We start from the raw sequence: 22,886 nt of genomic DNA, 5'->3' as shown, positions 1-22,886 counted from the left end.
ACCTCAATTATCCTGTCAAACGTCGTCCTTCCCAATTACGAAACCAGAGCATACTAATCACAAGTATACAGAAGGTCATCGTTCCCATCCAGATCAAACCGCTCTGAATCGCTGCTCCATTTCCGATTCGGATCGCCCAAGCCCATGGCAGATAGATCCAGACCATATCACCCAAATTGGTTTCTGCCAAAGCGGCCACGATCATGCCTAGAAATCCAACCAGGCTACAAATCCCGATCCCGAATAAATAACCGAGCACTAAGGACAAGCAGTACATAAATATAACGCTAATGAACATAAGCCCACTTGTACGAAGAACAGAGCTATAGTCTATCCCCTGTACTCCAAGCATCCATCTCGCGGATGCTGCAAAACCGACTACAGCGAGTACAAGCGAGAATAATCCCATCGTAAGCAGCATACCCAACTGACCCAAATAACTAGCAACCTTACTAGAACCCTTCCCCAACATGATCTGAAACTGTCCAGCCTGCTCCTCCTGATTGGTTATAAGACCGCATATAACGGCGATGACTAAAGGATAGGAGAACCCCACCAATTCAAATAAAACTCTAAACAAGTAGCTAGCCTCAAGAGCACCTATTCTGCCAACATACAATAAATCAAGCATGATCACCAGTATGATCGGTATCCCCACATGCAACCAGAAAAACAAGCTATGCTTTTGCTTTATAAATTCAGCTTTATAACTACACCAGAATCTGTTCATTTACAGTACCTCTCCACGCTTAAAGCTCTGACTAGTTAAATACAATATAATACCTAACAACATCAGGCTTAGTATAATTCCAACCGGGAGAACAGATCTGTCAAGCAGAGGACTGTTTTCTGGGAGAGGAATTCCATTAGGATGAAGCTTCAATAGACAGGCCTCCAGCCGCAATGACCACCCCCATGGGTTGGCCCACCACCATTTTTCTGGAGCTGAGATAGCTCCTAGACCGACACCAAGCATGCAGTTAACAATCATCAGAATAAAGAAGTTCACTTTTCTAACCAGCCACAGATAAAAAGGGATCTGCCACAACGTCAACAGCCAACAGAGAAATAGTGCCGCGACAATATTCATAATCGTGGCTAACTCCGCATTAAATACTCCTGTTAAGCCGAGCAGAAAAAGGAAACATCCAAGCAGTAAAGTTGAAAATAAACTATAGATTGCGAGCAGTGCATTTTTAGAAAACCAGCTTATTTTCAGGTCGATCGCAAAACTGAAAATCGTCTTATATTCCGTCGATCTTTGCTCAAGATTATGATTCAGCCCAACCAGTAAAGCAATTAAGGCTGGCATCCACATCAGTGCCCAGTGATTCATCATCGTCAACAGCGTCCATTTTATAACTTGCGGACCTCCCATAGAGCTGAAGCCGTATGCAACCAAAGTACACAGAATCGGGATGAAAATCATCATTTTCCGCAGCGTCGTTCGTCTTGTCTTCAAATGCTCGGATAATAAGTATCGCTTCATAAATTCTGCCTCACCTTCTGCTGATTCTCAGAGACAACGCTCATGAACAGTCCCTCCAGATCCTCCTCATGAGAGACCTTACCTTGATAACCCAAAATACCGTGACTTACGATACCAATATCATCAGCAACATGCTGAACTTCGGATAGCATATGGCTCGATAAAATGACCGTAATGCCCTGATTTGGAAAGGACTTGATCAGTTCACGCAATTCTTGAATCCCAATTGGATCAAGACCATTCGTTGGTTCATCAAGAATAAGCAACCTCGGATGATTCAATAAGGCGATCGCAATCCCAAGCCGCTGCTTCATTCCCATAGAGAAATGCCCCACCCTTTTGCTACCTGTCTGTGTTAAATCAACGATTTCCAATACTTCATCGATCCTTCGTCTAGGCAAGCCTAACAAAGTCGTGTGTACCTGCAAATTTTCTCTAGCCGTCAAATTTCCGTACAGCGGAGCTTGCTCAATCAATGAACCGATTTGGTTCAAATCCTTACGGCTCCAAAGGTGGCCTCCAAACATAATTTCACCTGACGTTGGCTTAATCAAGCCAGTCAGCATTTTCAACGTCGTTGTTTTTCCCGCTCCATTAGGGCCAAGCAGGCCATAGATGCTATTTTTACGTACTTGCAAAGATAGCTGATTCACCGCTTTTTCTTTCTTAAACAATCTAGTTAGATCCTTTGTCATTACTAAAAAATCTTGATTCATTTTGCCTCACTCCTTCTCTGGAATCGATATTAGCAAAAAGATTTCAAGAATTTATCAAGATCTATTGATTGTCATTAAAAATCACCAAATAAAAAGCCCCTCATCAGTACAAACACTGACGAGAGGCTTACTTTATTCACAACAAGGAAATTGCATTGGTTAGTCGAAAAGCATTGATGTATTAAGGGGCTTCCCTTATTACATCATGCCGCCCATAAGATGAAAAGCTGTAACATCGTTAACGGTGTGTCCTAAATGTGCGATATATCAGCTTTTTTCAAATTTCAATCTGTAACATCTTGCACATTAGTTAACGATTTTAACTTGATCGCGTTAGCAATTGTTAGCATACAACTCCATGTACGACAAAGTTTTTTGATCAGAGAGGAGATGCTTTATAAATAAGTATCGCTTTTCTGTTGTTTGATCTCACAGTTCACATGCACAGTATGCGGGAACAGGTCGACAGGTTGCACGGATTGAAGCGTGTAGCCGAATGGCAGCAATTCAGTTATGTCCGTTGCGAGTGTGTCAGGATTGCATGATACATAGACGATCCGTTTTGGTTTGGAGCGTCCAATGCGGCGCATCACTTTCCCGCCAGCTCCGTGAATTTAGATTTTACGTCGAAATGTTTGCGAAATCAATACGACTACATCAAAAATAATGAGAGACCTCCCAAAAGTTCAATGAACTCATGAAAGGTCTCTCATTTTTGCATTACAGGCTTCTCAGCCTGATTACGCACGGAGCGTTTTTCTGCTCCATCGACGATGAAATCTACCGCTTAAGCGCGGTCGCTCATCATCGAATTACTTCGATAATGATTTCATCACATCATTCCACCCATTCCACCCATGCCGCCCATATCAGGCATGCCTGGCTTATCTTTTTCTGGCTTATCAGCGATTACCGCTTCAGTTGTCAAGAACATAGCCGCAACAGATGCTGTTGTTTACTTTATTTTTTAATCAGATCGGAAATTTGAAGTTGCCTTTGTATAATCATTGCTACTTCTGCTCTAGTAATGTTAGCTTTAGGTACTAACAAGTTATTATTTCTGCCTGAAATGATACCTGAGCTCACGCTGTCTGCAACGCCATCCAGCGCCCATTCAGATACAGTGCTAGCATCAGAAAATGAACGAATTACATCGAGATTGGATTGATTTGTTGCACTTTCTTTTAGCCCTGTAATTATCATCGCTTTAGACACAATTAACATTGCTTGCTCACGCGTAATTTTATCATTCGGACGGAAAGTTCCATCTTCAAATCCATTAATTAGATCATATTCATATGCAGTCTGAACTGCACTGCGGTACCAAGCTGTTGTACCTACGTCTGTGAATAAACTATTTCCTTGTGATAAACTCAGTCCTAGCCCACGAACAATAATAGCAGCGAACTCGGCTCTAGTAATATCCTGATCAGGATGATACATCCCATTTCCTGTTCCGTTTACAACCATCCTAGATCCCATATTATTGACTGCTGCCTTCGCCCAATGATTCTCGACATCAATAAATGATAACGGATTCCAGACAACAGAGTAAGTACTATTGGTCAAGCTTTGAATGACCGCATAATATCTGTCACCGACTTTAGTAATTTGAGTCGGTATATGTCTAACTGAGCCATCTGGTTCTACAACTATACCCGTTGTTATTTGGTTCGGATCGGTCCCTTCTGGAATAGCTATCGTACGCTCAACATAGGCGTTGAATCGCAATATCTCTACTGTACGCCCGTCATACTCCACGCTAACCTTGAAGTTAAGCGGTGGAGCAACTTGTGTTAACCCTTCACGATTAACTGCAGCTTCGACAATTTTCAACATGTCCTTGAGCGGTTCAGCAATTTCGATTAACAATTTCATATCCTCTAATGCCACATTTGCTCCAAGCTGAGAAGAAATTGCTGTAATATCAATTTGTTCTGCTGATATCGTGTATGAAGCATTATTCGTTTGTAGTACAATAATCGCTTGCTGCTTTTCCATGTTTTTAATTATACGCCCATTAATCTCACCAATAACGACATTACTATCTGTTGTAACAGGAATCGTAATGACTGCTTGCTTACCTTCCTCTTCTAACCGTTGCATCAACTTTTGATCATGTACTGCAACTGTAATCACTTTTTGTCCATTTATTTCAGAAATCGTTGCAGTACCTGCGTCCACAACCTTCCCGTTAACTAATACATGAACTGCATTTCCTGAGGGCTCAGGTAGACCGACATCAGTATACACTGCTTTTACAGGTGCCGCATTCACTTCGTTAACGGTAACCGTAATTTCCTCGCTGTCACTAAGCACTCCATCGCTAACAACAACTTCAAAGGTGTAGCTTCCGGGACCTTGTGCTTCCGTTGGTGTCCATGTAAATACGCCTGTCGCTGAATTAATACTAGCTCCTGTCGGTGCATTAACTAAACTGTACGTTAGTGTATTCGCTGGCAGGTCTGTATCTGTTGCCGTTGCCGTAAAGGTAAGCAGCGTTTCTTCATCTACCGTTTTGTCTCCGATTGCAGCTAGTACTGGTGCTGTGTTCACTTCGTTAACCGTAACCGTAATTTCCTCTTCATCACTTAGCAAACCATCACTCACGACTACTTTAAATGTGAAGATGCCGGGACTTTGTGCTTCCGTTGGCGTCCATGTAAACACACCAGTCGTAGCGTTAATGCTTGCTCCTGTCGGCGCATCAACCAGTCTGTACGTCAGCGTATTCGCTGGCAGATCTGCATCTGTTCCCACTGCCGTAAACGTTAACTGACTTCCTTCATCTATCGTTTTGTTGCCGATTGACGCAAGCATTGGAGCTACATTCACTTCATTTACTGTAACCGTAATTTCCTCTTCATCTGTTAATGCTCCATCACTTACATGAACTGTAAACGTATGGCTAGACGGGCCTTGTGCTTCCGTTGGTGTCCATGTAAACTCACCAGTTACAGCGTTAATACTTGCCCCTGTCGGCGCTCCTACTAGGCTGTATGTCAAGATAGCCGAATCCGAGTCTGTCGCCGTTGCCGTAAACGTAAGCTGACTTCCTTCATCTATCGTTTTGTCGCCGATTGCAGCAAGCAATGGCGCCGTATTTACTTCGTTAACCGTAACGGTGATTTGCTCTTCATCAGTTAACAAACCATCACTTACATGAACTCTGAACGTATAGCTTCCCGGACCCTGCGCTTCCGTTGGCGTCCATGTGAATACGCCCGTCGTAGCGTTGATGCTTGCTCCTGTCGGTGCATCAACTAAACTGTACGTCAGCGTATTCGCTGGCATGTCAACATCCGTTGCCGTTGCTGTAAACGTAAGCAGCGTTTCTTCATCTACCGTTTTGTCTCCAATCGCTGCAAGTACGGGTGCAGTGTTGACCTCGTTGACCGTAACCGTGATTTCCTCTTCATCACTTAGCGCGCCATCACTTACGACAACTTTAAGTACAAAGCTTCCGGGACCTTGCGCTTCCGTTGGGGTCCATGTGAACACACCTGTCGTAGCGTTGATGCCTGCTCCTGTTGGCGCATCAACCAGGCTATACGTCAGCGTATTCGCTGGCAGGTCTGTATCTGTTGCCGTTGCTGTAAACGTTAACGGACTGTCTTCATTAACCGACTTGTTGCCTATTGGAACTAACACTGGTGCTATATTCACTTCATTCACCGTAATCGTAATTTCTTCTTCATCTGTTAAAGTTCCATCACTTACGTGAACCGTAAACGTATAGCTAGACGGACCTTGCGCTTCACTTGGTATCCATGTGAATACACCCGTCGTAGCATTGATGCTTGCTCCTATCGGAGCGTCAACTAAGCTGTACGTCAAGATAGCCGAATCTGCATCTGTCGCTTTTGCCGTAAAGGCTAGCTCACTTCCTTCGTTCACCGTCTTATTACCGATGGCACCAAGTATTGGGGCTGCATTAGTCTCGTTAACCGTAATGGTAATTTCCTCGCTGTCGCTAAGCACTCCATCGCTAACAATGACTTCAAGGGTGTAGCTTCCCGGACCCTGTGCTTCCGTTGGTGTCCATGTAAACACACCTGTTATTGGATTAATGCTCGCTCCTGACGGCGCTCCTACTAGGCTGTACGTCAACGTATTCGCTGGCAGATCTGCATCTGTTGCTGTTGCTGTAAAGGTAAGTAGTGTTTCTTCATCTACTGTTTTGTTTCCTATTGCACCAAGTACTGGTGCCTCATTTACCTCATTGACCGTAACTATGATTTCCTCTTCATCTGTTAATGCTCCATCACTTACGATTACTTTAATTATAAAGCTATCTGGTCCCTGCTCTTCCGTTGGCGTCCATCTGAATACACCCGTCGTAGAGTTAATACTTGCTCCTGTCGGAGCGTTACCCAAACTGTACGTTAATGTATCTCCCTCCGCATCTGATGCTGTTGCTTTAAACGTTAGGAGATCTCCTTCGTTCACGTACTCGTTGCCTATCGTCTGCAAATTAGGCGCAGTGTTCACTGACGCTGCATAATTAATTTCAAGTCTAGGATCAAAATCTGTCGGATTCAACACATCTGAGGCTGCCTCCATACGAGATGGGAAAACTAGAAATAAAGAAAAAATTAAAACGATCGATAGAAAAATATGAATACCAATTTTATTCTTCATGCATTTTTACCACCTAACCATTTAATAGGATTACAACATGAAAATTTCCTTGAAAGTAAAACTACAAGGCAGTTTTCAGAAACTACTGCTTCGGCGGAAATACACCTTCCAATTGCAATAATTCTCCACCATAACTATTGCCTATAACACTGTATAAAGCAGCATTTGTTGAATATTCTTTATTTGCCCATTGCATAGTGCCCAGACTACCGGTGCATAATTTCCAGCAAATAATTTTCTCCTACATATGGATCCATGACTACACCTCCTAATTTCTTGACGGTTAAATTCCTTGCAGCGCAATACAAAATGAAACAGCAATATATGGCTGCATGTTGTTGTAAGCTTGACTGGCACCCGTAGTTCCAATAGCTGCCGCATTCATCGTAGTATTAGCAGTATCTGCATATATTGGACGTGTTGACACGGTCACTGCCCATGTATTGCCTTCTGCCTTAGACTTATCTGCGTTTTCCAAGCTTTCTAGCGCCTGATGTGTCGCCGTCGAAGGAAGTTCTTGCTGTTGGTTTTTGGTGTGCAAGCAATCTTGCTTGTGATTTCTTTTATTATATATCAAAACGAAGTGGAATTTTGTAATTCAGATTACATTACCCTTTATTTATATCAAAACAAATCGCATTTTGAATTTTCCATTCTTCTCTGGTCAGTTCATTGTCGTTGAGTAGGGCAAACAAGATGATCTACTTTTTGTCAGTTGATCCATTCGCTTTTCTGCCCGTGTAACCTTGCGACTTGACTTCATCGCAGATGTCAATTGCATTCGCACAAAATATTGGCAATGGGTACTCAATCCCATGGAATAACTACCGGATTAAACATACCCGTTGCAGCCAACGCACGACTTCTGCTCGTGTACACAGCTACCGTAACTGCCGGACTTGACGTCGCCACTACGATACAAGGCTACGCAAGCGCTGGAGTCAATATCAAATAAGACGCTCCACCCACGAGCATCATAATCTCATTCAGGATGCGAGCCTACAGGCTCGTCTCCTGATATTCATCCTATTGTGATAAAGACGTTTTAGTTTTATTCGAGCATCGACGGTAATAAATCGCTGTGTCTTCGGTTAGCATCGGCTGACTGTATGGGGCACCTAAACAAGTTTGCGCCAATTTGACGACTTCGCCGCCTTGTTCTCCCTCAGGGCAAATGCTATTGAACATCCTCAAGCTGCCCCAGCGTCAAACCAATATCCGTTTCTTCTGTAGTCGCCGAATGATTTCCAGCCTAGTTCAGAAGGTGCGCTGTGCTTGGCTTTTTTATCGCGTGAGGTTTGGATAAAATGCTATTTTCAAAGTTTATTAATATGTGATTTACAATAGTGTGATGCGACCTGGTCATTCACCCTTGATATCGGTCGAGATCCACTCACGGGTAAACGAATCCAAAGACAATTGGGCGGGTTTAAGACTAAGAAGGAGGCTCAAGCTGCATGCGAGGTGATGCATACGGAGCTTGCGGAGGAAACCTACATAGCAGAAAAGGAGATGTTATTCTCCACTTTAGTTGAAGAATGGCTGAAGCTCTGTGAAGCCACTGTCAAAATTAGTACCGTACGTGTTCGAAAGCATGAAGCATCTCGATTGCTCGATTATTTTCAAAATCATCAGGTGAAGAGCATTACCCGGAAAGCTTATCAAAAGGCCTGCTAGACTTGTATGAGCGCGGCTTTGCGTTAAATACGATTGCCGGCGTTCATTCCACAGGACAAATGCTATTTACCAAGGCAATAGAGTTAGAAATTATCAAAAACGAACCAACACAATATGCAAAGTTGCCTCGCCCCCAGAAAACAGTTGAGGAAATTGAAGCGGAAGAAAATAAAGTAAAATACCTCTGCGCAATAAAAAAGAAAGATTTAGAATTAAAGGAACATGCGTTGTCAGTAACGAAAACTTATTATAATCCAACTAATCGAGCAACTGAGTATCATTTGCTGACACCTAAGACAAGCACATCGAAACGAACCATCGAGCTAGACCCACTGGTAGTTAAAGAGCTAGAAAAGCTAAAAGCTCATCAAAACGAGCTTAAGATGCTCCATCGAGATGTGTATTACGATCAAGATTTCGTATTTGCCAAAACAGAGAAGGATATGGGCTATTCTGATTTCATTAAAACGAGCCAAAACCGCATGAGAAGACTTCTAAGGCTCGCTGGATTGAATGAGACACTAATTCTCCTCATAGTCTACGTCATACGCATACTTCGTTGCTTGCTGAGGCCGGAGTCGGCATTCATGAAATAATGGAAAGATTAGGGCACCAGAACGAAGAAATCACAAAGCGTATGTATCTCCACATAACAAAATCAATGAAGAAAGAAGCATCACAAAAGTTCAGTGATCTGATGAAAGGTGTTTAATATAAATACTGTCCTAGGAAGTTTAGGACAGTATTTATATTTCTACAATGAAGCATCTCCTGCCGTCCAACAATATCCAAATCAGTGTCTCCTCCTTTTCTTAAAAACAAAAGACACCTTAGAGCAATTTCCATCACTCTAAAGTGTCTTCATTTTACACAATGTGGGCAATCAGTGTTGCCCCGAGGAGAAACCCTTGCCCCACAAGGCTTTGCAGCTCTTATTACATCATGCCGCCCATTCCACCCATGCCGCCCATATCAGGCATACCTGGTTTTTCTGGTTCTGGCTTATCAGCGATTACCGCTTCAGTAGTCAAGAACATTGCAGCTACAGATGCAGCGTTTTGCAATGCGGAACGAGTTACTTTAGCAGGGTCAACGATCCCAGCTTCGAACATGTTCACCCACTCATCGGTAGCAGCGTTGTAGCCAATGCCGATAGCTTCTTTCTTCAAGCGATCCACGATAACGGAACCCTCTTGACCAGCATTTGCTGCGATTGTGCGGATTGGTTCCTCAAGAGCGCGCAATACAATGTTCACGCCAGTTCTTTCGTCACCTTCTACATCAATAGCATTTACTGCATTATATACGTTAACGAGTGCAGTACCACCACCAGATACGATACCTTCTTCAACCGCAGCGCGAGTTGCATTCAGGGCATCTTCGATGCGTAGTTTGCGTTCTTTAAGTTCTGTTTCAGTTGCAGCTCCGACTTTGATAACTGCTACGCCACCGGACAATTTAGCCAGACGCTCTTGCAATTTCTCTTTGTCGAACTCGGAAGTTGTATCTTCCAATTGAGCTCTAATTTGGTTCACACGAGCATCGATATCAGCTTTGTTACCAGCACCATCTACGACGATTGTGTTTTCTTTCGTAACACGCACTTGACGTGCAGTACCTAATTGTTCAATCGTTGCCGTTTTCAGATCAAGACCAAGTTCTTCTGTAATCACTTGTCCGCCAGTCAATGCAGCAATATCTTGAAGCATAGCTTTACGACGGTCACCGAATCCTGGTGCTTTAACAGCAACTGCGTTGAATGTACCACGCAATTTGTTAACTACCAGCATAGCTAGTGCTTCGCCTTCGATATCTTCAGTAATCAATACAAGTGGTCTAGCTTGTTGCACGATTTTCTCAAGCAATGGCAAGATTTCTTGTGTGTTCGTAATTTTCTTATCTGTAATTAGGATGTATGGATTTTCAAGAATAGCTTCCATTTTATCCGTATCTGTAATCATGTATGGAGAAATGTAACCGCGGTCGAATTGCATACCTTCCACGACTTCCATTTCAGTTGCGAATCCGCGGGATTCTTCAACAGTAATAACACCGTCATTACCCACTTTTTCCATTGCTTCAGCGATCAATTCGCCAACTTCATCATCACCAGCAGAAATCGATGCAACTTGTGCAATAGATTGTTTGCCTTCGATTGGTTTAGCAATGTTCTTCAATTCGATAACAGCAGCTTTAACTGCTTTCTCGATCCCTTTACGAATAACCATTGGATTAGCACCAGCAGTTACGTTCTTAAGACCTTCGCGGATCATAGCTTGAGCAAGAACAGTTGCTGTAGTTGTTCCGTCACCGGCTACATCATTCGTCTTCGTAGCTACTTCCTTAACAAGTTGAGCACCCATGTTCTCGAAAGCGTCTTCTAGTTCGATTTCTTTAGCAATCGTTACACCATCATTGGTAATAAGCGGGCTACCGAATTTCTTCTCAAGAACTACGTTACGTCCTTTTGGTCCCAATGTAACTTTTACTGCATTTGCCAAAGCATCCACACCGCGGAGCATGGAACGACGAGCGTCTTCACTGAATTTAATATCTTTTGCCATCGTGATATAAACCTCCCTTTAAATTATAAATTACTGTTTTTCACTTCGTATGTTTTAGCTAAATTAGCCTAATATTGCATGGATGTCGCTTTCTTTCATAATCAAATATTCTTTACCTTCATATTTGATTTCTGTTCCAGCGTATTTAGAGAAAAGTACCTTGTCGCCTTCTTTTACTTCAAGAGCAACATGCACTCCATCTTTTACCGCACCTTTTCCTACAGCGATAACTTTGCCTTCTTGCGGCTTTTCTTTAGAGGAGTCTGGAAGGACAATCCCAAATGCCGTTGTTTCTTCTTGCTCAATTGGTTCTACCAATACGCGGTCACCTAATGGTTTGATCATGAAAAATAGCCTCCTTAAAATAATATAGTATGTTGTTATGCAGTAACATCTGTCGAAATATGTATTAGCACTCGACAAGCATCAGTGCTAACAACCAATTTTTATGATACTCAACTTGGGCACTTTTTTCAAGTCCCTTTGCTCATTTTCTCAAAAAAAGTTGTGTGATCTCTTTCATTCTATCCATTCATCCCCTAATTATGCCTTAATTAGGTGTATCGTCATTATATTTTATCGGTCGATTGTGAGTACCTCGCCTCTATTGCCGCATCCGCTGCTAATTGTTTACGGTATATAAGAGACGACAGAAACACACTGAACTCATATAGTGCAACGAGTGGAATTGCCACAAGAAAATCAGAGATGAAATCTGGAGGAGTAATAACAACGGCAACGAATACGAGTACAAAGTAAGAAATCTTGCGCATTTTTCGTAAACGAAGAGGATTTAAAATTCTAATCTTGGTAAGGAACATGATCAGAACAGGTAACTCAAATAATAGTGCTAAAGGAATAACGAGTGCAAACATAAAACTAAAGTATTGTGTAATTCCGTACGTTTCCGTAAGTCCCATACTTGCAGTAACTGCTCTACTAAAAGATAAAGCCATCGGAAATACAATACAATACGCGAACGTTAGACCCACTAAGAATAGAATGAATACATACGGTACATATCTCAGGGATGCCTTCCGTTCCACTTCCCTTAAACCTGGACTAACAAAGGACCATAATTGATACACAATCATGGGGATGGATAGAACCAATGAAACAGCCATTGCTATTTTCATATAAATACCAATACCGTCCCAGAAGGAGAACGCATTAAGCACATAATCCTTAGCATGATCTGCATTCACTAAGTATTGATAGATCGGACCAGCGAGAAATAAGCCAATAATAAGACCGGCAATAAAAATGATCAATACGTAAATAATCCGCTTACGTAGCTCACCTAAATGTTCGAATATAGACATTTCATCACGCACTTCTGACATGTTACCACCTCTGATCCCTAAGCAATTTTGGACAGAACAAAATCCCTCCCCACGAGGAAGGGATTCAAGGCTTACGAATATCCTTTGAAAACCTATTCTGGAAGACGCTTATTGTCCTGATCATTACGTGTTGCATCCGTTTGTTGGACATCGCTATTCGACTTGATCGGATCTTCCATAATGTCACGTGCTCCTGCTTTAAACTCACGGAATGTCCGACCAACAGCACGACCTAGTTCCGGTAATTTATGAGGTCCGAACAGCAACAGCGCTAATATGACAAGCAGAACAATTCCTGGTGTTCCAATTCCCATAACATATACCTCCTTATTGTAAACCATTTAACTCCAATGGTAATCTAATAGAACTGATGTCATTCAACATTCCAACATAGTGCCTAATGAAATTATTATACCATAACATAAATCACATAAACACAATGATTTTGGAGCACAATCTATAGGAATTAGATAGACTTATTGACGATATTGACCTGTTACCATCAGTAGCGCTTCAGGGAGCTGATCCATTAGTGCTGCTAAACATTCATGTACACCTCTAGGGGTACCTGGTAGATTAACAATCAATGTTCGACCCCTTATGCCACAAATCCCTCGAAATAGCATAGCTGCCCGATTCCGTTCCATCCAAGCACTACGCATCGCTTCCGACATTCCAGGTACTTCGCGCTCAATAACCAGACTCGTCGCCTCTGGAGTTACATCTCGAATAGCTAGCTCCGTCCCACCCGTTGTCAGAATCAAATCTGCCTTGAAATAATCCGTTAGTTCAATGAGTGATGCCATGATTTCATCTTGTTCATCGGGCACAATTCGGTATTCCACAATCTCCCCACCCAATTCCTCTTCTACCAACTCCCGGATGACCTGGGCACTTGTATCTTCGCGTTCTCCTCTAGCTCCCTTGTCGCTGGCTGTTAAGATCGCAGTTTTCCACACCATATGATCACCCCACCTGTCCATTGAAATAAATTACTTCTATTTATTTACAATCCACAATACCTTTCTCAGTGACGAGCATGTTGAGCGCTACATCATGTTCATCCATTGGCACCTTGTCCACGACCTGCATGTTGTAGCCAAGCCCAATCAAGATGGGAGGCTTAGCAGCCTCAATCGATAGTTGTAACCGCTCATAGAGTCGGTCATAGTATCCGCTCCCGTAACCTAATCTTCCTCCAACCCTATCAAATGCAAGACCTGGAAGGACAATAGCCTCCGGGACAAATTGATATCCTACAGCAGTAGTACGTATGGGGTCGGGTTCCTCTATACCATAGGCACCTGGAGCAAGCTCATTCCAATTTCGAAGGCGATACATCTCCATAGAGTAATCACTGGGATCACATCTTGGAACGAGCACTTCCACTCCCTTGTTCCAGCCCCATTCAATTAAAAGTCTCGTATTCAGTTCTGAGCGAAAAGGTATGTACACTAGAAAGTTCCTAATTTCCAAAGTTTCGAATTCTTCTATAATATACCCAACGGCCTCGTTAGACCACTGTTCGCGCTCTTTCTCGGATAGTTCATTTCGCGCCTCTGTCAACTTTAAACGCATCGTTGTTTTATCGATAGATAATGGAGATTTATTTCCATTCATTCGTATGCAACTGCCTTCTTCAATGAGGTTGTTCAAAAAGTCAGGTTCTGACCCATATAACTTGACAATCTGTCACATATATTTTTTATATAGTGTACCATTGTTACTTTCTTTTCGCCAAGATTAAGCAGAACTCCTGCTAACAAGTCGCCTATTGGATTGTTTTAATGTAAAATAGCTATTATATAAGGACAAAGATGGAGGTTTCTACTGCATGTTGCTTCAAGCTACTGGAATAAAGAAATTGTACGGTGTCCAGCCCGTTCTTGATGGAATTAATCTGCAAATTCTTGAGAAGGAACGCGTCGGACTTGTAGGTGTTAACGGTGCCGGAAAGTCCACATTTCTACAGATTCTAGCAGGTGAAATATCCTATGATGGGGGACAAATCTTCAAAGCAAAGGAAACAACCATTGGGTACCTCGCTCAGAATAGCGGCCTTCAATCGGATGGGACCCTGTGGGAGGAAATGCTCAGCGTATTTACACCATTAATTGATGCTGAACAAGAACTGAGATCTATGGAGAAGCAGATAGCAGATCCCGTGTCGATGGAGAACCCGAAGAAATATCAAGATTTATTAGAACGATATGCTTTTCGCTCCGATTGGTTCAAAGATAATGGTGGCTATGAAATGGAGACGAAAATTCGCAGCGTTCTGCATGGTATGGGCTTTGGAGATTTCGCACCAGATACTTCAATTAGTACACTCAGTGGTGGGCAGAAGACTCGACTGGCATTAGCACGTATCCTGTTGTTAGCTCCGGATCTGCTCATGCTCGATGAACCTACGAACCACTTGGATATTGCTACGCTAACATGGTTAGAAGATTACTTACGTTCCTATTCTGGATCTATATTAGTCGTATCTCATGACCGTTATTTCTTAGATCGCCTAGTGACCACTATTGTGGAAATTGAGAGACACCAATCTAAGCGTTACACAGGTAATTATAGTCGCTACATTGAGCTCAAGGCTGCTGAATATGAAGCCGAATTGAAGCAATACGACAAACAACAAGGCGAAATTGCCAAAATGGAAGAGTTTGTCCAACGCAACTTAGTACGTGCTTCCACAACGAAGCGAGCACAGAGCCGTCGTAAATCTCTCGAGAAGATGGATCGACTTGATCGACCACAAGGTGAACTTAAGAAAGCGTCTTTTTCTTTTGAAATAGAATATTCGTCTGGAAAAGAAGTCCTACAGGTACGTGATTTATCTGTCGCATTCGATCCGTTATCCCCCTTATTTCAGAATGTATCCTTTGATATGCGTCGTGGGGAGACAGCTGCTCTAATCGGTCCTAACGGTATTGGGAAGTCAACCTTATTCAAATGTATGCTCGACACTCTCACGCCTGCTACAGGTCAGATTCATTGGGGAACGAAAGTAAAGATTGGCTATTATGATCAAGAACAGACCAATTTAAATTTTAAAAATACCGTCTTAGAAGAACTCTGGAGTGAATACCCCCATATGGAAGAAGCGCGGATTCGCACTGTGCTCGGTAACTTTCTATTTAGTGGTGAGGATGTCCTGAAGAAGGTTTCTGCACTCAGTGGTGGAGAGAAGGCTCGCGTAGCGCTTGCCAAGCTCATGCTCCTCGAAGCTAATATGCTTATTCTAGATGAACCTACCAACCATTTGGACTTATTCAGTCGAGAAGTACTTGAATCTGCTTTGATCGATTTCGAGGGTACCCTTCTATTTATTTCTCATGACCGTTATTTCCTAAATAAGATGGCTGAGCGTATTGTAGAGCTTTCTTCTAATGGGACAGAACATTTCCTTGGCAATTATGATGACTATACCGAGAAGAAACAGGAACTCGCAGAAATACAGCAGGAAGCGCTGGAACTTGCAGCCAAAACATCAGCCAAATCGGATTCGGCATTAGATCCTATTGATAAACCAGGCGCATCTTCATTTGAAGCCGATAAAATGGCCAAGCGTGAAGAACGTAATCGTCAACGTAGATTGGCTACTTTGGAAGAAGAAATTCACGTTTTAGAAGAAGATATAAAGGTTCTTGAAGCTAAGATGGCTCTCCCTGACATATTTCAAGATTATATAGCTCTACAAGAGCATCAGCAAATGGTCGAAATAAAGAAGAAATCCCTTGAGGATGTTTATAACGAATGGGAGCAACTTGCGGTAGATTAAGTGGGATTAGGCAATATAAAATTTAACAACAAAAAAACTTTTATGATACGTTTAAAGTTATGCACAGAGTTATCCCCTGAAATCCTGCATAACTCACTCTTTAAAATAGCCCTGAGGGCTATTTTTTTAGGTTTTATAGAGTTTTTAGCGAACATCTTACTCTTATCCACTAAGTTATGCACATTATCCACAATTTTAATGAAAAAAATATCCACTGTTTCAAAGTCCACTCAAACCTATATATATTCCTTATTGATCTCGTTTACACACAATCCTACTTGGATATGTGGATAACTTTGTCCACATCTTGACAAACTAATTCAGCACCCATTTCAGTGGAAATATAATAAATAGACTTTCAATTATATTGAAAGTCTATTTATCAAAAGTTTCATAATTCAATCTATTTAAGCTGAAAGATATACTGAAAGGGCACTATTACAAGCGGCCACATAAGCAAGTCCAGCAGCCATCACGATATCTTGATGAATGGCTGTGCCGCGATAGGTCTTACCTTCCCACTCCACCGTTACGGCAGCTTCAGCATGTGCCTCTTCCCCTGTACTGAGCGAGTGCAGTTCCAGGTCACCGAAAGTAATATCTGCTTCGATCCCTTGACCAATCGCTGAAATTAAAGCTTCCAGCGGTCCCTTTCCGATAGCGATATGCGTAGATTCCCGATCCTCATGTAGGTGACGTAATGTAACAGTTGCGATACGCTCCTCTGCACTACCCGATTGCACCTGTACTTCTCCAAGTTCAAAGTTCTGTATTCTTTTCCCTGTCGTATGACTCACCATCTTCAACAGTATGTCATCAGTGACAACTTTCAAGCGATCTGCTGTTTCCTTAAAGACATCATAAAGCACTTCCATCTCCGTATCCTTCATCTGTATCCCGTATCTTGCTACACGGTCCTTCAGCGCATGACGACCCGAATGTTTACCTAATATGATCATATCCCGTGAAATGCCTAGTGATTCAGGGTTCATAATCTCATAAGTACTTAGATCCTTCAGTAGTCCATCTTGATGAATACCTGACTCATGCTGAAATGCATTACGACCCACAATAGGTTTGTTATATGCCACTGGAAAATGCATAGCACTACTAACCGCTCTTGATACTCCGTATATCTTCTCCATCGAAATGCCCGTTGAGTAGTTTAGTGAATCTTTTCTTACTTCTAAAGCCATAACCAGTTCCTCTAGTGCACAATTCCCAGTTCTCTCTCCCACTCCGTTAACTGTGACTTCAATCTGAGTTGCACCATTCTGAATGGCAGCAAGGCTATTGGCTACCGCAAGCCCTAAGTCGTTATGGCAGTGAGCGCTATATAAGACGCCCGCTCCACCTCTTGCTCCTTCGCGAACTTTCCGGAACATATCCCCATACTCCTGCGGAAGTGCATATCCTACCGTGTCTGGCAGATTAATCATCGTTGCTCCTTCTTCGATCACAGCTTCGATCATCTCAATGAGATCATCTATTCCTGTGCGGGCAGCATCCATCGCCGTGAATTCAACTTGGTCACTGAATTGTTTAGCATAAGCGGTCATTTGCCGGGCTTTAGCTACAGCTTCCTTCCGACTTATACGTAATTGGTGCTGTAGGTGAATATCTGATGATGACAGAAAGAGATGGATCCGACGATGCTCAGCATCCCTTGTAGCTCGAACTGCTGCATCAATATCTCCCTTTACCGCTCTAGCGAACCCACATATCTCTACTTGTTGATACTGTCGCGATATGGCTTCTACCGCAGCAAACTCCCCTGGGCTAGAGATCGGGAACCCCGGCTCCAACACATCTACACCAAGCTCCACAAGCTTGCCAGCAAGCTGTATTTTCTGATCTGGCTGTAAACTTGCACCTGGTGCCTGTTCTCCGTCACGTAGCGTTGTATCAAATATAATAATCCTTGGTGCTGTTGTCATTTTAATAACCTCCTAAGATTTTTGTGGAGCAATGCTCCTTGGTAGTCCTTCATAATAAAAATTACTTCGAAAGCATACGCCTAATTTATTGGAGAGCTAGGCTCCCCTGATTAATCTTCGTTCCAACAAATCGCATCGTAAGCATAAACGTAGTTTTTGTGGAGTCATGTTAAGAAGACAGAAAAAACCTGCCATCTCTTATGAATATAAGAGACGACAGGTTTTCACCTTCCGCGGTACCACTCTTGTTGGCGCCATCGACATCATCGTCTAAGCACCCCACTTTGTTCTTTATGCTCGGTTGTATGACCTTACATAAAGAGATCCCTTTAACGGTGGATAACCGAATCCGTGTACGCTTCTTCTCGAAGTTCCACAGACTTAGCTCCCGGGCGAGATTCAAAGGGTTCTGTCACTGTGTCACACCAATTCCACAGCTCTCTGAAGGCATAATCCTTTTACTACTCCCGTTCATAGCCATAATTTATAGGGTTGTTCAAAAAGTCATCTTTTGATCACGAAGTATAACAAGAAGCGTATTCGACATCGAATATTGAATTCAGCCGGTCCTTCCGGTGCTCACGTAGGTACTGCCTACGCTCCGCTCCTCACTCCCTATCTTCATTCAATCTTCTGAGACGTTTCGAAGAAACGTAGCATCGTAAGCATATACTTTAGTGCTGAAAATCTGACTTTTTGAACTTACACTGAAAATATATACAAAAAAGCCCGTCATCTCTATATCAAGAGACGACAGGCTGTTATTCACCCTTCGCGGTACCACTCTTGTTGTCCTTCCCCCACATGTAACATAGGATTATCGGAAGAACCCCTCAAACGCCTTACAGCCATAACGAATCATAAAGTAATGGACTGCTAAGCTTACCCTCTTACGGAGGCCAACGTAACGATGTACTTCCCCGGCGTGCACTACCGAGACTACGACGAATCTTCCTCGTCGTGTTCCACCGTTCCGCTCCCAAGCGAGTTCAGGCCCCTTCGACTGCGTTGCACCAACCCGCAGTTCTCTGATTATTCCCGGATTTCCCCTACTACTCTTGTTCATCGCGTTTATCACAATTTGAAATTTTTATTATCATACCGATTTGAAGGAACTCTGTCAATAGACATTTTTCTTATTCTTGACTTAATCTACGCTATTAGTGCCCCATGCTTCCAAAGAAAGCTGCGGATCTGCCTTCATTTCAAGCGGTGTGAAATATTGTTCGCGCCATTTAAGATAAGCTGCAGCGCCAATCATAGCAGCATTGTCTGTACAATATTCAAATGGAGGAATGGATAGATCTATTCCTTCCTCCGCACATCTACGGCTAAGCTCCGCCCGAAGACCACGGTTAGCAGCTACACCACCACATAGTAGCAACTGCTTCACATCATAGGCTTTCACGGCAAGAATTGCTTTGGTTACAAGCACCTCTACAACCGACTCTTGAAATCCTCGTGCAATGGCAGCCGTGATCGGTGGATCTCCACGCATCTTACGTTGATTGATCACATTTAATACGGCAGATTTCAAACCACTGAAACTGAAATCATATGATCCCGGTTCCAACCATGCACGTGGAAGTGTTATTGATTCCTCCGATTCCATAGCCATACGATCCACATGTGGGCCACCAGGATAAGGAAAGCCAAGTGAGCGTGCTACTTTATCGTAGGCCTCTCCAACCGCATCATCCCTAGTTCGACCGATCACTTCAAAGTGACCTTCTTCTTTCATATAGACAAGTTCCGTATGTCCACCGGATACAACTAACGTCATACAAGGATAATGAATATCTCCCACCAAGCGATTGGCATATATATGTCCTGCAATATGGTGTGTTCCAATTAGTGGTTTAGATAACGCTACTGAAAGACTCTTTGCAGCCACTACCCCTACTAATAATGCACCCACAAGTCCAGGTCCTTGTGTCACAGCAATTGCAGACAAATCTTTCATCTTGATTCCTGAAGCAGTTACTGCTTCTTCTAGCATAAGTGTAATACTCTCAACATGCTTGCGAGATGCAACTTCGGGTACAACACCACCAAAAGCCTTATGCGTCTCAATCTGGCTTGATATCATATTCGACAATACCTCATGCCCATCCTTCACAACAGCTACAGCCGTTTCGTCACAGCTTGTCTCAATAGCTAATATATAACATGGGCTATATTTATTGTTATCTATACTCATGATTCTATACGCTTCCTTCCCTACTACCGTACTCCTTATATTGGGGTAAATCTACCCACATAATCATTGCATCCTCATGATTGTCTGAATAATAGCCTTTACGAAGTCCTACTGATTCAAATCCCTTTTTTTCATACAAATGCTGGGCGATACAATTGGACACCCTAACTTCCAGTGTCATTCGATCCATTCCCAATTGAACAGCAGTCTTCATTAATTCATCTAGCAAACGCGCACCTAATCTACGACCGCGATATGCTTCCAGAATAGCAATGTTCGTGATATGTGCCTCATCTACAATCGTCCACATTCCAGCGTAACCTATGGGATTTCCATGACTCTCCATCACGATATAACGAGCAAATAGATTGTTCGTCAATTCATTACGAAATGCAGTCTCTGTCCATGGAAGTGTAAATGCATCATGTTCAATAACCATAATATTAGGTATATCCTCGAGCTTCATGATTCGAAAAGAGATTCCATCGTCGTCTGCCACCTTGTTATTCTGCTCCATCAATTACCTAACTCCCTTCACATCTTACGAAGGAGATTCGTTTCCGCTTCAGTAAGTTGGGTATAATTCGGAATCAGTGAATGCATATCATCCATTTCACCTTGGTTAAGCCTCTGTTCCCCTAACATTCCTACGAAACGTGCCTCCAAATCATATGAAACGATATGAAGTGCATCTCCAAGATGTACTCTTAGACGTTCAGCTGCTTCCTTATGGAGATTCACATCCCCCACGAACCAGACATGATATGGCTTCTCCTGTTCAGATATAGCTTCCAACCGATTCACTAGCTCTTCTACCCACTGATCCATTAGACGAATAGCATCCGGCTCTAGGCGGTTCGGTACATTCCCATCTGATGAACTGAATAGTGCTGTATATACCTGACCGCGTCTCGCATCCATCAACGGAATAATCCAATGGACGTCATCTATTCCTACCTTAATCTCATGAGTATTTACCCCATGGGAATAGCCGCCATAAGCCAATGAGTAAAGACTCGATATACCCACCACTGGTATGCTCCAAGCCCATGCTAACGTCTTTGCTGCGGTAACAGCTATTCGTGTGCCCGTATAAGATCCCGGTCCTATTCCAACAGCGATACCCTTCAGCTCTGAAGTTATCGTTCCAGATGCTTTCAGAACTTCGTCCACAATCGATAGAACTCGAATGGAATGATTTCGTTCACCCAATTCGCTAATCTCATGTACAACCTTACCCTTATCCATCACCGCTGCAGCCAGTGATGTTGTAGATGTGTCCAATGCCAGTATCCGTTGTTGCGAATCTGGATTTTGCGGTTTACTCATAACTTAAAGACTCCATTCTTATTCAGGTTACGGCACCATTCTTCATAAGGTTCTCCTAACCCACGAATCGTAATTTCACGTTGTTCAGGCCCAATAGTCTCTATCGATAAATGCAGATGATTTCCAGGTAATAAATCACTAATAATTTGGGACCACTCCACCAGACATACTCCCTTACCATAGAAATACTCATCCAGCCCAAGCTCATCCGCTTCTTCTATCGAAAGGCGATAAACATCCATATGATAAAAAGGCACTCTACCTTCATATTCTTTAATAATTGTAAATGTTGGACTATTAACGATCCCTTTAACTCCAAGATGCTTAGCAAATAGTTGTGAAAATGCTGTTTTTCCCGCTCCTAAATCTCCATCAAGTCCAATCACCGTACCCGGGATCACTACTTTAGCCAACCAAGCCGCAAGCGCTTCGGTATCTTCCAAATGATGAGATGAATAGATATATGTTCCCTTATAATGACTCATTCCCAATATGAACCCACCTTTATGAGGTTGTTCAAAAAGTCGACTTTTTGAACTCGTACTTTATGACCATTTCCAACATAACTTGTCCTTTATTATATCTGTCAATGCTATGACCCGCAAGAAGTCTCGATATGCAAGTAGAAACGGCTATGCCATCTTTTTTCAAAAAGCTTATGCTTCCGATGCTAGCGATACTTCGTATCACTTTAAAGTACCCGTTTCAGCGGAAATATAAAAGGACTCGAAACCGCTAATTCAAGCAGTTCGAGCCCTTCCTAAAGTTCTAATGCTATTTCCGCATCCCTAATCTATTCAACAAGTAGCAGTTATGATGTCTCTTCCTCACGAAGACGATCCACACTCACCGTATGTGTGTTGGTCGGACGCGATCCCACCTGAACTGTAGCCATTCCATTAACTTCATCCACATGCTCAATCCAGACAGGATCTCCATCTAATTGAACAGCAATGGTATCTTTGTCTTGATAAATATCAAGCGCTCTTCTTACGTCCTTATCATTACTCCTTTTCATTATTATAGAGGTTGTTCAAAAAGCCATCTTTTGATCACGAAGTATGCCAAGAAGCTTATTCGACATCGAACATTGAATTCAGCCGGTCCTTCCGGTGCTCACGTAGGTACTGCCTACGCTCCGCTCCTCACTCCCTTGCTTCATCCAATCTTCTTGGTGCTGAAAATTCGACTTTTTGAACACGCACT

Annotated in this window: 22 protein-coding genes, 2 pseudogenes and 1 other annotated feature; of the genes and pseudogenes, 5 read left to right on the top strand and 19 right to left on the bottom strand. The window is 42.7% G+C overall.

All coding sequences use genetic code 11. From position 1 onward, the window contains the following. Positions 1-7 precede the first annotated feature (7 nt). From AC1TO8_RS13900 to AC1TO8_RS13870, 7 genes and pseudogenes are all read right to left on the bottom strand, one after another. Entirely contained in the window at positions 8-730 is a 723-nt protein-coding gene (locus AC1TO8_RS13900) for a lantibiotic immunity ABC transporter MutG family permease subunit (protein ID WP_482056216.1), read from the bottom strand. Beyond that, the gene (locus AC1TO8_RS13895; protein ID WP_482056215.1) at positions 731-1,489 is read right to left on the bottom strand and encodes a lantibiotic immunity ABC transporter MutE/EpiE family permease subunit; all 759 of its coding nucleotides are present in this window, start codon (positions 1,487-1,489) and stop codon (positions 731-733) included. Further along, positions 1,486-2,205: a lantibiotic protection ABC transporter ATP-binding protein gene (locus tag AC1TO8_RS13890; RefSeq protein ID WP_482056214.1), complete on the bottom strand. Its 720-nt coding sequence runs from the start codon at positions 2,203-2,205 to the stop codon at positions 1,486-1,488. Before AC1TO8_RS13890 ends, AC1TO8_RS13895 begins: the two co-directional genes overlap by 4 nt. Before the next feature lie 395 nt (positions 2,206-2,600). After that, positions 2,601-2,813, bottom strand: a pseudogene (locus AC1TO8_RS13885) (hypothetical protein); the annotation flags it as partial. Positions 2,814-3,165: 352 nt separating this feature from the next. Next, positions 3,166-6,846 (bottom strand): putative Ig domain-containing protein, encoded by a 3,681-nt coding sequence (locus AC1TO8_RS13880; protein WP_482056213.1) that lies wholly within the window; start codon positions 6,844-6,846, stop codon positions 3,166-3,168. Between the two features lie 195 nt (positions 6,847-7,041). Beyond that, a pseudogene (locus AC1TO8_RS13875) lies at positions 7,042-7,203 on the bottom strand (hypothetical protein); the annotation flags it as partial. After that, positions 7,130-7,423 (bottom strand): phage tail protein, encoded by a 294-nt coding sequence (locus AC1TO8_RS13870; protein WP_482056267.1) that lies wholly within the window; start codon positions 7,421-7,423, stop codon positions 7,130-7,132. The gene AC1TO8_RS13870 and the pseudogene AC1TO8_RS13875, both read right to left, overlap by 74 nt. A gap of 222 nt (positions 7,424-7,645) precedes the next feature. Here AC1TO8_RS13870 and AC1TO8_RS13865 point away from each other — a divergent pair, with 222 nt between their 5' ends. The 4 genes from AC1TO8_RS13865 to AC1TO8_RS13850 all read left to right on the top strand — a co-directional run bounded on the left by AC1TO8_RS13865 (position 7,646) and on the right by AC1TO8_RS13850 (position 9,235). Further along, positions 7,646-7,801, top strand: a complete 156-nt coding sequence (locus AC1TO8_RS13865) for a hypothetical protein (protein ID WP_482056212.1) — start codon at positions 7,646-7,648, stop codon at positions 7,799-7,801. Positions 7,802-8,223: 422 nt separating this feature from the next. After that, a complete protein-coding gene (locus AC1TO8_RS13860; RefSeq protein WP_482056262.1) occupies positions 8,224-8,523 on the top strand; it encodes an Arm DNA-binding domain-containing protein in 300 nt (99 codons plus the stop codon). A 2-nt stretch (positions 8,524-8,525) separates the two neighbouring features. After that, positions 8,526-9,119, top strand: coding sequence for a hypothetical protein (locus tag AC1TO8_RS13855; protein ID WP_482056211.1), 594 nt, complete (start codon positions 8,526-8,528; stop codon positions 9,117-9,119). Continuing rightward, positions 9,083-9,235 carry a hypothetical protein gene (locus tag AC1TO8_RS13850; RefSeq protein WP_482056210.1) on the top strand — a complete coding sequence of 51 codons (153 nt, stop codon included), beginning with the start codon at positions 9,083-9,085 and terminating at the stop codon, positions 9,233-9,235. Before AC1TO8_RS13855 ends, AC1TO8_RS13850 begins: the two co-directional genes overlap by 37 nt. A gap of 223 nt (positions 9,236-9,458) precedes the next feature. Here AC1TO8_RS13850 and groL read toward each other — a convergent pair whose 3' ends face one another. The 6 genes from groL to AC1TO8_RS13820 all read right to left on the bottom strand — a co-directional run bounded on the left by groL (position 9,459) and on the right by AC1TO8_RS13820 (position 14,050). Beyond that, on the bottom strand, positions 9,459-11,087 hold the full coding sequence (groL, locus tag AC1TO8_RS13845) for a chaperonin GroEL (protein ID WP_482056209.1): 1,629 nt from the start codon (positions 11,085-11,087) through the stop codon (positions 9,459-9,461). A gap of 63 nt (positions 11,088-11,150) precedes the next feature. Then, complete coding sequence (gene groES, locus AC1TO8_RS13840) at positions 11,151-11,432, bottom strand: co-chaperone GroES (protein ID WP_482056208.1); 282 nt, start codon at positions 11,430-11,432, stop codon at positions 11,151-11,153. A gap of 224 nt (positions 11,433-11,656) precedes the next feature. Next, positions 11,657-12,430, bottom strand: a complete 774-nt coding sequence (gene tatC, locus AC1TO8_RS13835; protein ID WP_482056207.1) for a twin-arginine translocase subunit TatC — start codon at positions 12,428-12,430, stop codon at positions 11,657-11,659. Positions 12,431-12,522: 92 nt separating this feature from the next. Further along, positions 12,523-12,744: a twin-arginine translocase TatA/TatE family subunit gene (locus AC1TO8_RS13830; RefSeq protein WP_482056206.1), complete on the bottom strand. Its 222-nt coding sequence runs from the start codon at positions 12,742-12,744 to the stop codon at positions 12,523-12,525. A gap of 162 nt (positions 12,745-12,906) precedes the next feature. After that, a complete protein-coding gene (locus tag AC1TO8_RS13825) occupies positions 12,907-13,392 on the bottom strand; it encodes a MogA/MoaB family molybdenum cofactor biosynthesis protein (RefSeq protein ID WP_482056205.1) in 486 nt (161 codons plus the stop codon). Between the two features lie 40 nt (positions 13,393-13,432). Continuing rightward, on the bottom strand, positions 13,433-14,050 hold the full coding sequence (locus AC1TO8_RS13820; RefSeq protein ID WP_482056204.1) for a 5-formyltetrahydrofolate cyclo-ligase: 618 nt from the start codon (positions 14,048-14,050) through the stop codon (positions 13,433-13,435). 214 nt (positions 14,051-14,264) lie between these two features. Between AC1TO8_RS13820 and AC1TO8_RS13815 the strand changes: the two genes are divergently transcribed. Continuing rightward, on the top strand, positions 14,265-16,214 hold the full coding sequence (locus AC1TO8_RS13815; RefSeq protein ID WP_482056203.1) for an ABC-F family ATP-binding cassette domain-containing protein: 1,950 nt from the start codon (positions 14,265-14,267) through the stop codon (positions 16,212-16,214). Between the two features lie 407 nt (positions 16,215-16,621). Here AC1TO8_RS13815 and AC1TO8_RS13810 read toward each other — a convergent pair whose 3' ends face one another. The 6 genes from AC1TO8_RS13810 to AC1TO8_RS13785 all read right to left on the bottom strand — a co-directional run bounded on the left by AC1TO8_RS13810 (position 16,622) and on the right by AC1TO8_RS13785 (position 22,698). Further along, entirely contained in the window at positions 16,622-18,151 is a 1,530-nt protein-coding gene (locus AC1TO8_RS13810) for a 2-isopropylmalate synthase (RefSeq protein ID WP_482056202.1), read from the bottom strand. A gap of 206 nt (positions 18,152-18,357) precedes the next feature. Next, positions 18,358-18,635: a binding site (T-box leader), on the bottom strand. A 663-nt stretch (positions 18,636-19,298) separates the two neighbouring features. Continuing rightward, positions 19,299-20,351: a tRNA (adenosine(37)-N6)-threonylcarbamoyltransferase complex transferase subunit TsaD gene (tsaD, locus tag AC1TO8_RS13805; RefSeq protein WP_482056201.1), complete on the bottom strand. Its 1,053-nt coding sequence runs from the start codon at positions 20,349-20,351 to the stop codon at positions 19,299-19,301. A 4-nt stretch (positions 20,352-20,355) separates the two neighbouring features. Beyond that, positions 20,356-20,868 carry a ribosomal protein S18-alanine N-acetyltransferase gene (gene rimI, locus AC1TO8_RS13800; RefSeq protein WP_482056200.1) on the bottom strand — a complete coding sequence of 171 codons (513 nt, stop codon included), beginning with the start codon at positions 20,866-20,868 and terminating at the stop codon, positions 20,356-20,358. A gap of 17 nt (positions 20,869-20,885) precedes the next feature. Continuing rightward, positions 20,886-21,680 carry a tRNA (adenosine(37)-N6)-threonylcarbamoyltransferase complex dimerization subunit type 1 TsaB gene (tsaB, locus tag AC1TO8_RS13795; protein WP_482056199.1) on the bottom strand — a complete coding sequence of 265 codons (795 nt, stop codon included), beginning with the start codon at positions 21,678-21,680 and terminating at the stop codon, positions 20,886-20,888. After that, the gene (gene tsaE / locus AC1TO8_RS13790; RefSeq protein ID WP_482056198.1) at positions 21,677-22,165 is read right to left on the bottom strand and encodes a tRNA (adenosine(37)-N6)-threonylcarbamoyltransferase complex ATPase subunit type 1 TsaE; all 489 of its coding nucleotides are present in this window, start codon (positions 22,163-22,165) and stop codon (positions 21,677-21,679) included. The genes tsaB and tsaE overlap by 4 nt, the downstream gene beginning before the upstream one ends. Before the next feature lie 326 nt (positions 22,166-22,491). After that, on the bottom strand, positions 22,492-22,698 hold the full coding sequence (locus AC1TO8_RS13785) for an H-type small acid-soluble spore protein (RefSeq protein ID WP_482056197.1): 207 nt from the start codon (positions 22,696-22,698) through the stop codon (positions 22,492-22,494). Between the last annotated feature and the right edge of the window lie 188 nt (positions 22,699-22,886).

Source organism: Paenibacillus sp. Y859 (assembly GCF_056786405.1).
Note: the sequence above shows the minus strand (reverse complement) of the source record. Positions and strands in the feature narration are given on the sequence as shown.

Excerpts from the sequence above, each read along its gene's own strand:
- AC1TO8_RS13815 (WP_482056203.1), top strand. The coding sequence starts at position 14,265 with ATGTTGCTTCAAGCTACTGGAATAAAGAAATTGTACGGTGTCCAGCCC.
- AC1TO8_RS13820 (WP_482056204.1), bottom strand. The coding sequence starts at position 14,050 with ATGAATGGAAATAAATCTCCATTATCTATCGATAAAACAACGATGCGT.
- AC1TO8_RS13825 (WP_482056205.1), bottom strand. The coding sequence starts at position 13,392 with ATGGTGTGGAAAACTGCGATCTTAACAGCCAGCGACAAGGGAGCTAGA.
- tsaB (WP_482056199.1), bottom strand. The coding sequence starts at position 21,680 with ATGAGTAAACCGCAAAATCCAGATTCGCAACAACGGATACTGGCATTG.
- AC1TO8_RS13865 (WP_482056212.1), top strand. The coding sequence starts at position 7,646 with ATGGGTACTCAATCCCATGGAATAACTACCGGATTAAACATACCCGTT.
- AC1TO8_RS13880 (WP_482056213.1), bottom strand. The coding sequence starts at position 6,846 with ATGAAGAATAAAATTGGTATTCATATTTTTCTATCGATCGTTTTAATT.
- tsaD (WP_482056201.1), bottom strand. The coding sequence starts at position 20,351 with ATGAGTATAGATAACAATAAATATAGCCCATGTTATATATTAGCTATT.
- AC1TO8_RS13895 (WP_482056215.1), bottom strand. The coding sequence starts at position 1,489 with ATGAAGCGATACTTATTATCCGAGCATTTGAAGACAAGACGAACGACG.
- tsaE (WP_482056198.1), bottom strand. The coding sequence starts at position 22,165 with ATGAGTCATTATAAGGGAACATATATCTATTCATCTCATCATTTGGAA.
- AC1TO8_RS13890 (WP_482056214.1), bottom strand. The coding sequence starts at position 2,205 with ATGAATCAAGATTTTTTAGTAATGACAAAGGATCTAACTAGATTGTTT.
- rimI (WP_482056200.1), bottom strand. The coding sequence starts at position 20,868 with ATGGAGCAGAATAACAAGGTGGCAGACGACGATGGAATCTCTTTTCGA.
- AC1TO8_RS13810 (WP_482056202.1), bottom strand. The coding sequence starts at position 18,151 with ATGACAACAGCACCAAGGATTATTATATTTGATACAACGCTACGTGAC.
- groES (WP_482056208.1), bottom strand. The coding sequence starts at position 11,432 with ATGATCAAACCATTAGGTGACCGCGTATTGGTAGAACCAATTGAGCAA.
- AC1TO8_RS13830 (WP_482056206.1), bottom strand. The coding sequence starts at position 12,744 with ATGGGAATTGGAACACCAGGAATTGTTCTGCTTGTCATATTAGCGCTG.
- groL (WP_482056209.1), bottom strand. The coding sequence starts at position 11,087 with ATGGCAAAAGATATTAAATTCAGTGAAGACGCTCGTCGTTCCATGCTC.
- AC1TO8_RS13900 (WP_482056216.1), bottom strand. The coding sequence starts at position 730 with ATGAACAGATTCTGGTGTAGTTATAAAGCTGAATTTATAAAGCAAAAG.
- AC1TO8_RS13785 (WP_482056197.1), bottom strand. The coding sequence starts at position 22,698 with ATGAAAAGGAGTAATGATAAGGACGTAAGAAGAGCGCTTGATATTTAT.
- tatC (WP_482056207.1), bottom strand. The coding sequence starts at position 12,430 with ATGTCAGAAGTGCGTGATGAAATGTCTATATTCGAACATTTAGGTGAG.